Annotated in this window: 16 protein-coding genes; 4 read left to right on the forward strand and 12 right to left on the reverse strand. The window is 69.1% G+C overall.

Features of this window, described 5'->3' with window-relative positions:
• Window positions 1-16 precede the first annotated feature (16 nt).
• The 6 genes from sigJ to EV649_RS26185 form a co-directional block, all read right to left on the reverse strand.
• Window positions 17-925 (reverse strand): RNA polymerase sigma factor SigJ, encoded by a 909-nt coding sequence (gene sigJ, locus EV649_RS26160; RefSeq protein WP_130386180.1) that lies wholly within the window; start codon window positions 923-925, stop codon window positions 17-19.
• On the reverse strand, window positions 918-1,481 hold the full coding sequence (locus tag EV649_RS26165) for a DinB family protein (protein ID WP_241998650.1): 564 nt from the start codon (window positions 1,479-1,481) through the stop codon (window positions 918-920). Before EV649_RS26165 ends, sigJ begins: the two co-directional genes overlap by 8 nt.
• Window positions 1,478-2,929 carry a cobyric acid synthase gene (locus EV649_RS26170; protein WP_130386181.1) on the reverse strand — a complete coding sequence of 484 codons (1,452 nt, stop codon included), beginning with the start codon at window positions 2,927-2,929 and terminating at the stop codon, window positions 1,478-1,480. The genes EV649_RS26165 and EV649_RS26170 overlap by 4 nt, the downstream gene beginning before the upstream one ends.
• A gap of 9 nt (window positions 2,930-2,938) precedes the next feature.
• Window positions 2,939-4,471 (reverse strand): MFS transporter, encoded by a 1,533-nt coding sequence (locus EV649_RS26175; protein WP_198682676.1) that lies wholly within the window; start codon window positions 4,469-4,471, stop codon window positions 2,939-2,941.
• A 72-nt stretch (window positions 4,472-4,543) separates the two neighbouring features.
• On the reverse strand, window positions 4,544-5,074 hold the full coding sequence (locus tag EV649_RS26180) for a YbaK/EbsC family protein (protein WP_130386182.1): 531 nt from the start codon (window positions 5,072-5,074) through the stop codon (window positions 4,544-4,546).
• Entirely contained in the window at window positions 5,071-5,370 is a 300-nt protein-coding gene (locus EV649_RS26185; protein WP_130386183.1) for a GNAT family N-acetyltransferase, read from the reverse strand. Before EV649_RS26185 ends, EV649_RS26180 begins: the two co-directional genes overlap by 4 nt.
• 59 nt (window positions 5,371-5,429) lie before the next feature.
• On the opposite strand from EV649_RS26185, the gene EV649_RS26190 reads away from it, so the two are divergent.
• Both EV649_RS26190 and EV649_RS26195 read left to right on the forward strand, forming a co-directional pair.
• Complete coding sequence (locus EV649_RS26190) at window positions 5,430-8,210, forward strand: WD40 repeat domain-containing protein (protein WP_130386184.1); 2,781 nt, start codon at window positions 5,430-5,432, stop codon at window positions 8,208-8,210.
• Between the two features lie 114 nt (window positions 8,211-8,324).
• The gene (locus tag EV649_RS26195) at window positions 8,325-9,146 is read left to right on the forward strand and encodes a helix-turn-helix transcriptional regulator (RefSeq protein ID WP_130386309.1); all 822 of its coding nucleotides are present in this window, start codon (window positions 8,325-8,327) and stop codon (window positions 9,144-9,146) included.
• Between the two features lies 1 nt (window position 9,147).
• Here EV649_RS26195 and EV649_RS26200 read toward each other — a convergent pair whose 3' ends face one another.
• Together EV649_RS26200 and EV649_RS26205 are read right to left on the reverse strand one after the other, a co-directional pair.
• On the reverse strand, window positions 9,148-9,579 hold the full coding sequence (locus tag EV649_RS26200; RefSeq protein WP_130386185.1) for an organic hydroperoxide resistance protein: 432 nt from the start codon (window positions 9,577-9,579) through the stop codon (window positions 9,148-9,150).
• Between the two features lie 22 nt (window positions 9,580-9,601).
• Window positions 9,602-10,555, reverse strand: coding sequence for a zinc-binding dehydrogenase (locus EV649_RS26205; RefSeq protein WP_130386186.1), 954 nt, complete (start codon window positions 10,553-10,555; stop codon window positions 9,602-9,604).
• Between the two features lie 52 nt (window positions 10,556-10,607).
• Here EV649_RS26205 and EV649_RS26210 point away from each other — a divergent pair, with 52 nt between their 5' ends.
• Window positions 10,608-11,258: a TetR/AcrR family transcriptional regulator gene (locus tag EV649_RS26210; RefSeq protein ID WP_130386187.1), complete on the forward strand. Its 651-nt coding sequence runs from the start codon at window positions 10,608-10,610 to the stop codon at window positions 11,256-11,258.
• Here the strand turns inward: EV649_RS26210 and EV649_RS26215 are convergent.
• From EV649_RS26215 to EV649_RS26230, 4 genes are all read right to left on the reverse strand, one after another.
• Complete coding sequence (locus EV649_RS26215) at window positions 11,242-11,988, reverse strand: sulfite exporter TauE/SafE family protein (protein WP_130386188.1); 747 nt, start codon at window positions 11,986-11,988, stop codon at window positions 11,242-11,244. The genes EV649_RS26210 and EV649_RS26215 overlap by 17 nt on opposite strands.
• Before the next feature lie 104 nt (window positions 11,989-12,092).
• Window positions 12,093-13,238 carry an SPFH domain-containing protein gene (locus tag EV649_RS26220; RefSeq protein ID WP_130386189.1) on the reverse strand — a complete coding sequence of 382 codons (1,146 nt, stop codon included), beginning with the start codon at window positions 13,236-13,238 and terminating at the stop codon, window positions 12,093-12,095.
• Between the two features lie 140 nt (window positions 13,239-13,378).
• The gene (locus tag EV649_RS26225) at window positions 13,379-13,897 is read right to left on the reverse strand and encodes an NfeD family protein (RefSeq protein WP_130386190.1); all 519 of its coding nucleotides are present in this window, start codon (window positions 13,895-13,897) and stop codon (window positions 13,379-13,381) included.
• A gap of 70 nt (window positions 13,898-13,967) precedes the next feature.
• On the reverse strand, window positions 13,968-14,750 hold the full coding sequence (locus tag EV649_RS26230; RefSeq protein ID WP_130386191.1) for an ABC transporter ATP-binding protein: 783 nt from the start codon (window positions 14,748-14,750) through the stop codon (window positions 13,968-13,970).
• 61 nt (window positions 14,751-14,811) lie between these two features.
• Between EV649_RS26230 and EV649_RS26235 the strand changes: the two genes are divergently transcribed.
• Window positions 14,812-15,546 carry a hypothetical protein gene (locus EV649_RS26235; RefSeq protein WP_130386192.1) on the forward strand — a complete coding sequence of 245 codons (735 nt, stop codon included), beginning with the start codon at window positions 14,812-14,814 and terminating at the stop codon, window positions 15,544-15,546.
• Window positions 15,547-15,598: the final 52 nt, after the last annotated feature.

Here is a 15,598-nt window from a genome sequence, read left to right on the forward strand (position 1 = left end):
GCTGGATTCCTTTCGGTCACCAGCTGAGATCCGGTAGCCCTTCGATTCGTGACAGCTGGGCGACGGCGAACGCGAGCTTGTCCGGGTTCATCACGAACTGCAGCTCGGTGACACCGTCCGGTCCGATGCCGATGAAGCAGATCGCCATGACGCCATCGGGGCCGACGGCAACCAGCGCCGGGCCGCCGTTCGCCTCCACCAGGCGGGCCTCGATGTCGCCACCGAACCGCTGCAGCGCTCCGGCCGTGTAGCGAGCGACCCGATCGCGGCCGACCACCACGTTGCGGGCGGCGGACACCTTGCCGCCGCTGTCGGCGCGCGACACCACGTCCTCGGCCAGCAGCTTCTCGAGCTCCTCGATCTCCCCCAGCCGCGCGGCCGCGATGAACCGCTCGACCAGCTTCCGCCAACCCGCCTGGTCGACCGGCTGCTGACGCGGCCCCTCGGCGCTGAGCTTCCTCCCCGCCCGCGACGCCAGTTGCCGCGCGTTCGCCTCCGACGTCCCGATCAGCTCGGCAACCTCGCGGTACCCGTACGCGAACGCCTCGTGCAGCACGTACGCCGCTCGCTCGGCCGGCGTCAGCCGTTCGAGCAGGAGCAACAGCGCGAACGACACCGACTCCCGCTCCGCCACGACCTCCAACGGCCCGAGCGCGTCGAACTCAGCCCGCCCGGTCAGCACAGGCTCCGGCAGCCACTGCCCGACGTACAGCTCCCGCCGCGCCCGCGCCGACGTCATCTGCTTGATCGACAGGTTCGTGACAGCCTTCGCCAGGTACGCCTCCGGATCACGCACCGTCGTACGGTCGACATCCTGCCAACGCAGCCACGCGTCCTGCAGAATCTCCTCGGCATCGGTCGCCGTACCGGTCATCCGGTACGCAATCCCGAACAACCGCCCCCGCAGCCGTTCGAAATCATCCATCCCGGAAGGTCTCCGCGGCTCGCTGGATCTTGGCGTAGTAGTCCGTCCAGGCGGCCTCGTCGAGCATGTCGGCGTCCTTGCCGCCCTGGCCGTCGATCAGTTCGCGGACGATGTCCGCGTGGCCGGCGTGATGTGCGGTCTCGTCGACGACGCGGACCAGCAGCGCGCCGAACGTCGTACTGCGTTGACCTTCGGCCCAGTGCGGCACCTCGGCCGGGTGGTCGAGGTCGAGCGCGGCGATGGAGCGGTCGCTGTGGGCGCAGGCCTCGCCGTAGAGGCCGGTGATGTACTCCGTCGACTCGTCCGGCTTCGCCCACATGTCGGCGCCCTCCCACACCGATCCGTCCGCCTCCCACGGCAGTACGTCGGCCGGCGGGCGACCCACGCTCGTCCCGAGGTACACGTACTCGATGCCAACCAGGTGCTTCACCAGCCCGAGCAGATTGGTCCCGGACGGTACGAGCGGGCGGCGCCGGTCGTACTCACTGATCCCGTCGAGCTTGGCGAGCATCAGCGCGCGAGTGTCCTGGAGGTACTGCTGGAGGTGGGACTTCACGGCGCTCCTGGTGGGATGAACGGGACGGGAGGTGCGCCGTGCTCGATCAGGTGCAGCAGGGCGGCGGTGTCGGCGTACTCGTCGATCATGTCGGCCAGGCGGTCCAGCCGTTCCTCGCGCAGCCCCGCGAACGAGACCGAGCCGTCGGGCGCGGGTTTGCCGGTGAGCGCGGCGACCTCGGTGAGGAACGCGTGCCGCGCGGCGTCGTCGTCGAGCAGACCGTGCCAGATCGTGCCCCACGTGTTGCCGCTGCGGCAGCCACCCGGGAACTCCGACGCGTCACCGATCACGTCGACGACACCATGATGGATCTCGTACGCCGTTCGCGCCGGCCGCGCCAGCGTCTTCTCGCGCGCAAAGGTGGTTGCTACCGGCAATAGCCCGAGACCGGCCGACGAGCCACCCGATTCGACCCCGTGAGGGTCGGAGATCGTTGCGCCGAGCATCTGGTAGCCGCCGCAGATGCCAAGCACCGGACGGCCCGCTGCGTCCCGTGCCGCCACGGCGTCGGCGAGACCGAGCGACCGCAACCACTCCAGGTCGGCACTGGTCGCGCGCGAGCCCGGCAACACGACCAGGTCGGCGTCGCGGACCTCCCCCGGGCTCGTGGTGAAGAACACGCTGTTGGTCGGCTCTACCGCCAGCGCGTCGAGATCCGTGAAGTTGCTGATCCGCGGGAACCGCACCACCGCGATCGTCAACAGGTCGCCCGGCGAGGTACGCCGTACCGGGATGTCCAGCGCGTCCTCGGAGTCCAGCCACAGCTCGGGCAGCCACGGCAGTACGCCGTACGTCGGGCGGCCGGTGACCGAGGCGAGCATGTCGATCCCAGGCTGCAGCAGCGAGACGTCGCCGCGGAACTTGTTCACCAGGAACCCGCTGATCAGGGCCTGGTCGGCGGCGTCGAGCAACGCGACGGTCCCGAACATCGACGCGAACACTCCCCCGCGGTCGATGTCGCCGACCACCACGACCGGAGCCTTGGTGTGCTGTGCGAGTCCCAGGTTCACGTAGTCCGACTGCCGCAGGTTGATCTCGGTCGGACTGCCCGCGCCCTCGCTGATCACCACGTCGTACCTCGACGCGAGATCGTCGTACGCCGCGAATGCCGCCTTCGCCAGCTCCGCGCGCTCGGTGAGGAAGCCGCGGGCGGACAGCTCGCCCCACGGCTCGCCCATCAGGACGACGTGGCTGCGCCGGTCGCTGCCCGGTTTGAGCAGGACGGGATTCATCGCGGCCTCGGGCTCGGCGCCGGCGGCAACGGCCTGGATCCACTGCGCACGGCCGATCTCGGTGCCGTCCGCGCAGACCATCGAGTTGTTCGACATGTTCTGCGCCTTGTACGGCGCGACCCGCACACCCTGCCGCGCCAGCCAACGGCACAGCCCCGTGACGACGGTCGTCTTCCCGGCGTCGGACGTCGTACCGGCGATCAGCAGCGAACCCACGCCGCAATCTTAGGGTTCGTCCTCCCGGCGCCGTTCGGTAGCCGGGAGCCGCGGCGTCGCGCCCTGGAACCGGGTCGCCCCGGTCGTCGACGACAGCGGCTTCGCGATGTCCTCCAGGGACTTGCCCTCGGCGTCCACGCCGAACACCCACGCGATGATCCCGCCGGCCAGCATCACGACCGCGCCGATGATGTAACCGACCGTCAGCGGCCCGCGCGCCGGGTTGTCGCCCTCACCGATCAGCGAGGCGAACAGGTACGGCGCGATCACGCCGCCGGCCAGCTGCGAGATCGCGAAGAAGAACGAGATCGCCTGTCCGCGCAGCTCGATCGGGAAGATCTCGCTCACCGTCAGGTACGCCGACGACGCGCCGGCCGACGCGAAGAAGAACACCACGCACCACAGCCCGGTCAGCGACGCGGCGTTCAGTACGCCGGCGTTGAACAGCAACGCGGTGATGAACAGCACCACGGCCGACAGCGTGTACGTGCCGAGGATCATCTTCCGGCGGCCGACGGTGTCGAACAGGTGCCCGAGCAGCAGCGGACCGGCCAGGTTGCCGATTGCGAACGGGAAGAAGTACAGCGCGACGCTGGAGTCGTTCAGACCGAAGTACGACTTCAGCACCAGCGCGTAGGTGAAGAAGATCGCGTTGTAGAGGAATGCCTGGGTGACCATCATCGAGAAGCCGAGGAACGATCGGCTGCGGTAGTCGCGGAGCATCACCCGGGCGATCTCGCGGTACGTCACCGGTGGGTAGTCGACCACCGCGATCGCCTCGTCGTCGCGGACCTCGCGCAGTTCGCCGCCCTGCCGCCGTACCGTCGCCTCGATGTCGTCGACGGTCCGCTCGGCCTCCTCGACCCGGCCGTGCGTCATCAGCCAGCGCGGGCTCTCCGGGATGTGCCGGCGCAGGTAGATGATGATCAGGCCCATCACCGGGCCGATCAGGAAGCACAGCCGCCAGCCCCACTCGACCGGGATGATGTCCGTGTTCAGGAACAGCAGACCGACCGCGGAACCGATCAGCGCGCCGCCCCAGTAGGTGCCATTGACGCCGATGTCGACGCGGCCGCGGTACCTCGACGGGATCAGCTCGTCGATCGCGGAGTTGATCGCGGCGTACTCACCGCCGATGCCCATCCCGGCGATGAACCGGAAGACCAGCAGCGAGGTGAGGTCCCAGGACAGGCCGGCCGCGCCGGAGGCGATCAGGTAGACCAGCAGCGTGACGATGAACAGGCTGCGTCGGCCGAGCCGGTCGGTCAGCCGGCCGAACAACAGCGCGCCGACCACCTCACCGGCCAGATAGATCGACGCCATCAGCCCCACCTCGGAGGTGGTCAGATGCAGGGTCTCGGGTTCCTTCAGCACGTTCCCGACCAGGGAGACGAGCTGGATCTCCAGACCGTCCAGGATCCAGGAGACGCCCAGACCGACGACGATCATCCAATGGAACTTGGTCCACGGCAGCCGGTCCATCCGGGCCGGCACGAGACTCGGTATCGCCTTGCCGTGCTCCAACGCGTGCTCGCTGCTCATCCTTGCTCCTCCCGGCCCGTGGTTGTCGAAAGCCTTTGGGCCGGTACCCCGGGAGTGACGGACTCAAAACGGTCAGTTAGCGGGAGAGGCGAACTGCAGTACTTCGGCGGTGGGGAGCTTGGCGAGGTCGGCGCCGTCGACGAGGAGTTTGGAAGCGCGCATCCCGCTGCCGATCACGACCCGGCCGGCGTTCGCGACGGCCTCGTCGACCAGGACCGGCCAGTCCGCGGGCAGTCCGATCGGCGTGATACCGCCGTACTCCATCCTCGTCGTGCCGACCGCGTCGTCCTGCGCGGCGAACGAGATCTTCCGGACGCCGAGGTGCTTGCGGATCACGCCGTTCACATCCGCCCGGTGGGTGGCGAGCACCATCACCGCGGCGTACGTCGACTCACCGGCGCGCTTGCCGTGGACGATCACGCAGTTCGCCGACGCGGCCATCGGTACGTCGTACTCCGCGCAGAATGCGGCCGTGTCCGCGAGGCCGGGATCGATCGCGGCCGCGTACGCCGGGATCGACCCGAGGGCGCCGCGGACCGGCTCGGCCAGAAGCTCCGGCACCTCGGCGGCCGGCTTCCACTCGAGCTTGCCCAGTACCGTCACTCGCCCTCCCGCTTCACGAGGTCGGCGTACTCGGTGTGATCGGTGAGGAAGTCGATGTAGAACGGGCAGAGCGGCTTGACCCGGAGCCCGAGAGCCCGTGCGTCGTCGAGCGACTGGGTCGCGATCCGGCCGGCCACGCCCTGCCCGCGGAACTCCGGCAGCGTCTCGGCATGCACGAAGCTGATCACACCGGGGTGCAGCCTGTAGTCGACGAATCCCATCAGAGTGCCCTCGGAGTCGACCGCTTCGTACCGGCTCCGGTCCTTGGCATCCACCACGCTGATCTCGTTCTCCATGCCCGCCACTCTAACGAGCCCGCGCCGACGTGGACCGGACGTGCCCTAACGTGCCGCCGGTGCACAACTCACTGCCCGGGTTCGTGGAGCTCCCTCCAGCTGCAAGCGGTCCTGACCACTTCCTGACGGTATTGCGGAACGCGGACTGGTCGGCGTTCGAGCCCTCTCGTGACCTGCCTCCACTGCGCACCGCGCTTGCTGAGCTCCAGCAGGAGTACGGCGTGACGGACGCGCACCGGTTCGCGACCGAGCAGATCAGGTCGGCCGGTGCGGTGCTCCGCCACCCCGACGGGCATCTGGTCGAGATCGACGCCTTGGCGCTGAGTCCCTGCGGGCGTTATCTCGCGGTCGGCTCGTGGTGCGGCGACGACTACGACCGCGGAGGTGTGCTGCAGGTCTGGGAGCTCGACACCGGGCGCTGCGTCAACATGCTGGACGGAGTCCCCGGTGGCGTGGGCTGGCCCGGGTACGCACGCAGCATCCAGTGGTCGCCCGACGGGCAGCGGGTCGCGTTGGCGTTCAACACCAACATGGTGGGGCTGTGGGACCCGTTCGGTGCGGATGGCGAGGAGCCGATCGGCGATGCCTCGGTGACCGACGGCGGTTCGCGGCCGCCGGACTTCGCGTTCGCGCCCGACGGAACGCATGCCTACATCGGGATGCGGGCGCCGCACGAGGTGCACGGCTGCATCGCGCCGCTCGCGGCGGGACATTTCTTCTACAACGCGTACGACGAGCACGGTCCGCAGCCCGCGTGGCTGGCCCAGACCCTGCCGGCACCGGTCAAGGCACGGCTCGGCGACGACGAGCTCTTCTTCGAGCAGGTCTTCTGGTCACGGGACGGCTCGCGGATCTATGGCTACAGCCGGCGTAACTGGGCGGCGTCGATCGACGTTCGCAGCGGCCAGGTGGTGTGGCTCGACGGTGCCGACACGCACGGCCAGGCCCCGGCCTGGAGCCTCGACGAACGCCTGGTGGCGGTTCACCTGGACGGGCGCCTGCTGATCGCCGACGCCCAAACGGGTGCGCTGGTAGGCGAGCTCCCCGGACTGCCCGGGGCTTCACTGTCCTGGGGAGCAGGCGGTCGGCTGGCCGTGGTCCTGAACGACCACCACTTCCCTCGCGTGGTTGTGCACGACCCGGACGGTCGCAGCCACCACCTGCACGTGGCGCCGAAGGAGGCGGACTGGGAGCTTCCCGACGCAGGAGTCTGGGCATGGTCGCCGGACGGCGAGTTCGCCGCCTGCCTCACCTCGGCCGATCAGATCGAGATCTGGTCGCCCGGGGCCTATCCCGAGGCCGTGGACATCTTCGACGTACCCGAGGACATCTCCGGTGTGCTCTGGGGCGGAGACGGCGTGGTCGTCGCGGCCGGCCGGACCAGGCTGCGATTCATCGAGGCCGCTACCGGCGACGTACTCGGCGAGTACCGCTTCCTGCGCGAGCCGTACGCCTCGCGTCCGCTCGAGCTCGACGGTGACGACATCGGCGCCGACCTCCGGTACGAGGAGCATGGAGACCCCTCGTTCGTCCTCGACGACGACACTTGGGCAGCGGCGTTCGCGCCGGGACTGGTGATCGCCCCCGATGACCGGCGCGACGACCTGGACGAGCTGCTCGCCTGGGTTCTCGACCGGCGGTACTCCTGGCCCACGTGGTGGGGCGAGCTGGACATCGTCCCGGACGCGGAGACCGCGGCCGGACGCCTCGGAGCGCCGTACGACGACTATCTCGAGCCATTCGTCGGCGCACCCGAACCCGCGCCCGCCGAAACCTGGCCGCCGCCGAACACAGCGACCGTGGACGACCTGTTCCAGCTCGCACTGGACTCGGTCCGGCCGTTGCGCTCGGGCTGGGATCACCATGTCAGCGAGAGCCTCCGGCACGCGGCCCGGTTGCGCGCGCGGCGCGGTGAAGTGCAGGGCGCGATGGACCTCCTGGCAGCCGTCCCCACTCCCGCCGAGCGGCTCCGCGGCACGGCCGACGTCGCGTTGATCCTGGCCGCCGCCGGCCGACTCGACGAGGCCCGGGCCGTCTTCACCCTGACCGACACCGATATCGACGCCGTACTCGACGAGTACAACGTGGCGTTCATCGCGTCGTCGATCGGCGGCGCGTACACCGCGCTCGGCGACGCAGCCCGGGGCGATGCCTGGTTCGCCCGCGCCCGGGCCGCGATCGAGCCCGAGACCAATCCGGGTCAGCATCGCCTGGCCGTTGCCTGGGCGCTGGTCGAATGCGGGCGCGTCGACGAGGCCCGCGCCGTCTGGCAGGGCGCAACCACCACGCCGTCGACGTTCTACACCACGCCCTTCCTGGCGTACCTGGTGCGAACGGGACGAGACGACCTCGCCCGGGAGCTGTTCACACTCAAGAGCACGTCGGGGATGGACTACGTCTCCTACTCCGAGGACGGTACGCAGGAATACCTCGGGCACCTCGAGGAGGGCTGGTTCGACGGCTGGGAAGGCGTGCAGGTGCTCGCGGGCCTGGGGCGTCCGGACCTGGTTCGTGACTGGGCGCGGGTCTTCGGCGACGGATACGCGTACGACGACGTACTCGAAAGGGCCGAAGTCACCGCGCGCGACCGAGGTCCCCGGCCGGCACCGGCCGAGATCTCCGGGCTGGTGGACGAGTACGGCACACTGCTGAAGACTCCGCGCGCCCGGCGTGAGCACCCGACTCAGCTGCTCGTCCTGCAGGCCGCCGCATGCCGTCACCTCGGCGCGGTTCTGAACTTGATCCCGACGCTGCCGGACGACGACTTCAACGGTCAGCCCGGATCCGCCTTCCGTGCCCTCTGGATCGCAGCGACGGGCGTCGACGTCGAACCCTGGTGACTGGACACGCGGTGGCATCACCCGCTGGAATGGGTGCGTGGCTGGGCGTGGGTCAGGTTGAGTGAGCAGACGACGGTGAGCGGCGGCGAAGGCGGTCCGACCGCTCTTCGGATCATGCTCGGTGGGCAGTTGCGGCGGATGCGTGAATCCGCCGGGATCAGTCGCGCCGACGCGGGCTGGCAGATCCGGGCGTCGGAGTCGAAGGTCAGCCGGATGGAGCTCGGCCGGGTCGGGTTCAAGGAACGCGACGTCAGCGATCTGCTCGAGCTGTACGGGATGGCCGACGAGGACGAGCGCTTCCGGTTGATGGAACTGTCCCGGGCCGCGAACAACCCGGGCTGGTGGTCCCGGTACGGCGACGTGATGCCGAGCTGGTTCGCGAACTACGTCGGGCTCGAGGTCGCCGCGACGCTGATCCGGACGTACGAGGTGATGTTCGTCCCGGGTCTGTTGCAGACCGAGGAGTACGCGCGGGCCGTCGTACAGATGGGCAAGTCGTTCCTGCCGCATCAGGAGGTCGACCAGCGGGTGGAGCTGCGGGTGGCCCGGCAGCAGATCCTGACCCGGCCGAACCCGGCCCGGTTGTGGGTCGTCATCGACGAGTCGGTGCTGCACCGGCCGGTCGGCGGCGAGGACGTGATGCGGGCGCAGATCGAGCACCTGCTCAAGTGGTCCCAGCAGCCGAACATCACGTTGCAGGTAATGCCGTTCAGCAGCGTCGGCTACCCCGGCGCCGGCGGCGCGTTCAGCCTGCTGCGGTTCCCCGACGGCGACCTGCCGGACATCGTCTACATCGAGCACGCGGCGAGCGCGGTCTACCTGGACAAGCTCGAAGAGGTCGACGAGTACGTCGCGATCATGGAAGGGCTGACCATCTCCGCAGCCCCGGTGTCCGCCACCGAGGGCCTCCTGGAAGAGGCCCTCGCGCGGATGTGAATCAGGCGACCTTGAGGTCGACCTTGATGTTGCCGCGGGTGGCGTTGGAGTACGGGCAGACCTGGTGCGCCTTGGCGACGAGGTCCTCGGCGACCGGACCGTCCAGGCCGGGCAGGCTGACGACCAGCGCGACCTCGAGGCCGTAGCCGGCGCCGCCGTTGATCGGGCCGATGCCGACCTCGGCGGTGACGGTCGAGCCGTCGACGTCCAGACGGGACTTGCGCGCGACGACCTTCAGCGCACTGTGGAAGCAGGCCGCGTAGCCGGCCGCGAACAGCTGCTCCGGGTTGGTTCCGTTGCCGGAGCCACCCATCTCGGCCGGCGGCACGACCAGGACGTCGAGCTTGCCGTCGTCGGTGGCGACCTTGCCGTCGCGGCCGCCGTTCGCGGTGGCGCGGGCGGTGTACAGAACCTTCTCAACAGCGATGGTCATATCTGGTTTCTCCATATCCGATTCAGCGAGTGGGGTCGAGCAGGAGCTTGCCGACGGTCCGGCGAGCTCGCATGTCTTCGTGGGCGGAGGCGACGTCGGACAGCGCGTACTCGCCGCCGACGATCGGGCGGAGCTGGCCGCCCGCGGTCAGGTCGAACAGCTCGGTCAGCGGACCGCCGAGCAACTGCGGGTTCGCGAAGCAGTCGGCCAGCCAGAAACCGGCGATGGTCTTCGAACCCTTCATCAACCGGCTCGAGTCGATCGGCGCAGCCGACTGCCGGGAAGCGGCACCGAACGTGACCAGGCGACCGAAGCGGCCCAGTGCGGCGAACGACTCGTCGAAGGTCTGACCGCCGACCATCTCGAGCACGATGTCGACGGGCTTGCCGCCGTTCGCCTCGAGGATGCGGTCCTTCAGGCCTTCCGGCGTACCGTCGATGGCGGCGTCTGCGCCCAGCTCGAGGACCTGCTTGCGCTTCTCCTCGGTGGAGGCGGTCGCGATGACGCGGCCCGCGCCCCAGAGCTTGGCGAGCTGAACGGCGAGCGAACCGACCCCGCCGGCACCGGCGTGCACCAGGACGGTCTCCCCCGGCTGCAGGTGCGTCGACGTCTTGAGCAGGTGCCACGCAGTGGTGCCCTGCAGAACAAGAGCGAGCGCCTGGCCGTCGGTGACAGCTTCCGGAACGTCCCAGGCGTACGGCGCGTGCGCCACGGTCTGCTCGGCGTACCCACCGGAACCCACCAGCGCGACCACGCGGCGGCCGTCCTCGGTGTGCCCGACGACCTCACCGCCGGGGATCAGCGGGAGCTCGGTCTTGGAGAGGTAGCTGTTCTCGACCTGGTGGGTGTCGGCGTAGTTGATCCCCGCGCGGTCGACCTTGATCAGGACCTGCCCGTCGCCGGCGACCGGCGTCGGGACATCGCTGATCTTCAGGACCTCGGGTCCGCCGAATTCGGTGATCTGAATGGCTCGCATACACCGTACTATACACTGTACGTTAGGAGCATCGAAGGGAGATGGGTCACACATGGCGCGAACGCCGCGGAACACCCTGAGCGCCGACCTGATCGTGCGGACCGCGCTCGAGTTGATGGAGGCGAAGGGCACCGACGCGTTCAGCCTGCGCGGGGTCGCCGGCGAGCTCGGCGTCGGCCCGATGGCGCTCTACACGTACTTCCGGAACAAGGACGATCTGTACGACGCCGTACGCGACCACCTGATGGCGCTACTCCCCGCCGTACCTTCAGACGCGCCCTGGCCGGATCAGGTGCGGACGGTCTGCCGGTCGCTGCGGCTGCTGATGCTCCAGCACCCTTGCCTTGCGCAACTACTCGCCGGACGGCCGCTGAGCGGGCACGAGACGGCGCGGGTCGCCGAGGGTCTGCTCGGCGTACTGCGGGCCGCCGGGTTCGACGCGGAGACGGCCGCGCGGACGCACACGACCCTGTTCACGTACGTACTCGGCTCGACGTCGTGGGAGATCCAGATGGCGGCCGAACGCCGCGACCCCGAGGCGTGGCGCCGGCTGCGCACGTCGATGGAGTCACTGTCGGCGCGGGACTTCCCGTCGGTCGTCGAACTGGCGCCGGAACTGGCCCGGACGACAGGCGGCGACGAACAGTTCGACTACGGGTTGAACCTGCTGCTGGCCGGACTACAGGTCAGAACACCATCGTGACGATGGCGAGAATGCCGATGCAGACGATCAGCGCGCGGAGTGCGATCGGCGGGAGCTTCCGGCCGTAGCGGGCGCCGATGAAGCCGCCGATCGTCGAACCGACCGCGATCAGACCGGCCGCGAGCCAGTCGATGTCGTGCACGAGGATGAACAGGATCGCGGAGGCGGTGTTCACGACCGTGGCGAGGACGTTCTTCAGGCCGTTCATCCGCTGCAGGTTCGAGTCCAGGCCGAGGCCGAGAATCGCCATCAGCAGCACGCCTTGCGCGGCACCGAAGTACCCGCCGTACACACCGGTCGCGAAGACGGCCGGGATCACCCACCAGGCGCCACGGTGCTGATGGGACGGGACGCTGATCCACTTCGACAGCCACGGCTGGAAGGCGACCAGCAGACAGCCGAGCAGGATCAGGACCGGTACGACGGCGTGGAACGCGGAGTCGGGCAGCGTGAGCAGCAGCACTCCCCCGACGATGCCGCCGGCAAGTGACGCCGGCACCAGGCGGACCAACCGGCCGCGCTGCCCTTCGAGCTCGCGACGGTAGCCGATCGCGCCGGCCGCCGTACCGGGTGCCAGACCGACCGTGTTGCTGACGTTCGCCAGCACCGGAGGGATGCCGACGGCAAGCAACGCGGGGAAGGTGAGCAGCGTGCCCGACCCCACCACGGCGTTGATCGTTCCCGCGCCCATCCCCGCCAGCAGGACGAACACCGCCTCGAACCATGTCATCGCTGAAGAACTCTACGCACCTGACCAGGCCCTCGCAGATCTGTCCGACGATTGAACACGCAAGAGCCCTCCCGAAACAGTCCGGGAGGGCTCTCGTGCAGTTGTCAGCGCTGCGGCGGTTCCTGCGCCGGCGGCTCCTGGGACGGGGCCGGCGGCGGCATCGACGGGGTGCTCGGCGCGGCCTGGCTGCGGCTGCTCACGGCCGCGGACTCGGCGGCGGCGATCGCTTCGCGGACCGCGTTGTCGGCCTCGGCCACTGCAGCCGGTGCGGCGCTGTCGATCTCCGGCACCTGGCCGTTGTCGAGCTGCGGCGCCTCCCAGTTGCCCTCGGCCTGCTGCGCGATACCGGCCACCTGGCCGACCGCACTGCCGAGACCCTTGAGCGCGTCGCCGATCTCGCTGGGCACGATCCACAGCTTGTTCGCGTCGCCCTGGGCGATCGACGGCAGCATCTGCAGGTACTGGTACGCGAGCAGACCCTGGTCCGGCTTGCCGGCGTGGATCGCGTTGAAGACCGTGGTGATGGCCTGCGCCTCACCCTGCGCCTTCAGGATCCGGGCCTGCCGCTCGGCCTCCGCGCGGAGGATGCGGGACTGCTTGTCACCTTCGGCGGTGAGGATCGCGGACTGCTTCTGGCCCTCGGCGGACAGAACGGCCGACTGCCGCATACCTTCCGCGGTGAGGATCGCGGCGCGCTTGTCACGGTCGGCGCGCATCTGCTTCTCCATCGAGTCCTGGATCGACGGCGGCGGGTCGATCGAGCGCAGCTCGACGCGGTTGACGCGGATACCCCACTTGCCGGTCGCCTCGTCCAGCACGTACCGGAGCTTCTCGTTGATCTCCTCACGCGAGGTCAGGGTCTGCTCCAGGTCCATGCCGCCGATGATGTTCCGCAGCGTGGTCATGGTGAGCTGCTCGATGGCCTGGATGTAGTTGGAGATCTCGTACGTCGCGCGCACCGGGTCGTTCACCTGGAAGTAGATGACGGAGTCGATCGACACCATCAGGTTGTCCTCGGTGATGACGCCCTGCGGCGGGAACGCGACCACCTGCTCGCGCATGTCGATGGTGTAGCGGACCTTGTCGACGAACGGGGTCAGCAGGTTCAGGCCCGGCTGCAAGCCGGTCTTGAACTTACCGAACCGTTCGACGATGCCGACGGTCTGCTGCTGCACCACCCGGACGGACTTGATGAGTGTGACGATCACCAACAAGGCAACCAATGCCAGCACTACGAGGAACGCGGTCACTCGACCCTCCACTCGACAGAACGCTCAGGACGGACAGTCTTTCGTATTGACGGGCCATCCGGCGTACCGGTTCCCGGCGCGTCGGCTACGTGCTGCCGCCTTGTCTCCGACAGTACTGCGGAGACAGGACCAACCAACGGTCAGGTCTGGGGCGGATCGTTGGGTTTCGGGGGCTCGGTGTTGCCGAGCTGGTGGTGCAGCGGGTCGCTGACCGGGTACACGACCGCGGTCGCGCCGTCGATCGACATCACCTCGACGCGCGTCCCCGGGGCGATCGTCGACACCTCGTCGTACGGGCGGGCCGTCCAGAGCTCGCCGCCGAGCCGGATCGAGCCGCCGCCGTCCGGATGGATCTCCTTGACCACGAGGCCGGACTTGCCGATCACATGGGCCGAGCCGGTCTTCAGCTCCTGGCCGTGATGGATCTTCCGGACGATCATCGGCCGGATCGCGGCGAGCATCGCGGCCGCGGTGATCAACCCGACGACGATCTGCAGCCACAGCAGCCCCGGGAAGATCGCCGCGACGCCGGCTGCGGTGAGCGCGCCGGCGGCCAGCATCAGCAAGGTGAAGTCCAGCGAGGCCAGTTCAGCCAGGCCGAGGACGGCAGCGATCGTCAGCCACGCCGCCCACATGTTGTCCCGCAGCCAATCCATCATTTCCCAAGCCTATCCACGTCGGGGGCTTCAAGTAGATGTTGGACGCGTCTCGCGGCCTGCGGGATCCGGGTCAGAGGGCGCGGGCGGTGTAGCGGCCGTCCTCCTGCTTGAGGGTGAGGGCCAGATCGAAGGTGTCGCTGAGGGTCTCGGCGGTCAGCGCCTCGTCCATCGGGCCGGCGGCGACGATGCGGCCCTGCTTGAGGAGCAGGGCGTGGGTGAAGCCGGGCGGGATCTCCTCGACGTGGTGCGTGACCAGCACCATCGCGGGCGCTCCGACCGCGGTCGCGATCGAGCTGAGCGAGCGGACCAGCTGCTCGCGTCCGGTCAGGTCGAGACCGGCCGCGGGCTCGTCCATCAGCATCAGTTCGGGGTCGGTCATCAGCGCGCGGGCGATCTGGACGCGCTTGCGCTCTCCCTCGGACAGCGTGCCGAACGTCCGGTCGGCCAGGTGCGCGATCCCGAGCTCGGCCAGCAACGCGTTGGCGCGTGCGTGGTCCAGTTCGTCGTACTCCTCGATCCAGCGGCCGAGGACGGCGTACGACGCCGACATGACGACGTCGGACACCCGCTCGCTCTTCGGCAACCGGTCGGCGAGCGCGGCGCTGGTCAACCCGATCCGCGGGCGCAGCTCGAAGACGTCGACCGCGCCGAGCACCTCACCGAGCAGTCCGGCGACCCCGGCCGTCGGGTGCATCTGGGCGGCAAGGATCTGCAGCAGCGTCGTCTTACCGGCACCGTTCGGTCCGATCACCACCCACCGGTCGGCCTCGTCGATCGTCCAGTCGATCCCGTCGAGCAGCCGCGCGTCACCGCGGACGATCGTCACCCCGGCCAGCTCCACCACTGCAGTCATGCTCAAAACCTAAGGGGTCGCCGTCCGCGGGCAGTCGTCGGGTGGTGAGAGACTTGCGAGCGTGCTGACGACCTCTGCCTCGGTTCGGTTCACCGTGTGGACCAACGCGATGCTGACCGGTGCCTGCGACCCCGACACCGCCGCGCAGAAGATCCTCGGCGACGACGTCGGTCACCACGTCGCGGGCCTCGCCGGGCATCCCGAGCCGGCCACTCTTCCGGTCGCGCTGAATCTGCTGCGGGCCGCGGGTACGACGCAGGCGCATCTCGCCCTGCCGGTGCCGGGCGACCCGATCGGCCTGGCCGGACCGCCGACGTTCAACGAGGCCGCGCTGGAGACCGGTGAGGCCGTCGTACTCACCGGGCCTGAGCTCGGACTCGTTCCGGCGTACGTCGGTCCTGCGGTGCAGTGGACCGTGCTACCGGCCGCTTCGCCGCTGCCTGCCGACCTCGGTGAGGCGGACCGTGGGTTGCGAATGGCGCTGATCGACGCGGCCGAGTCGTTGGCCGCGCTGGATGTCGCGCGGTGGAAGCCGGAGGTCGCGGACGCGCTGATCGACATTCGGCGGATCGGTCAGGGACGCGGTGACGATCTGGCTCCGGGGTACGAACCGCGCGCGGTGAAGACCGCGGCGACGGCCCGGCGTTGTCTCGCGATTGCGGATGCCGCTCTCGACGACGACGGCTCGGCGGTCACCGGGGCTGAGGCCGATGCTCGCCGGCGCACGTTGCTCGAGCTTGCCGCTGCGGCTCGGCGGGCGTTGGTGGCGGCTTGCGCGCCGCCAGTTCACGCCTGAGATTTGGACCGGACACTGGACGGTCATCTCACTTAGGTAGCGTTCGGGGTGC

The organism is Kribbella sp. VKM Ac-2569, assembly GCF_004216905.1.
GTDB lineage: Bacteria > Actinomycetota > Actinomycetes > Propionibacteriales > Kribbellaceae > Kribbella.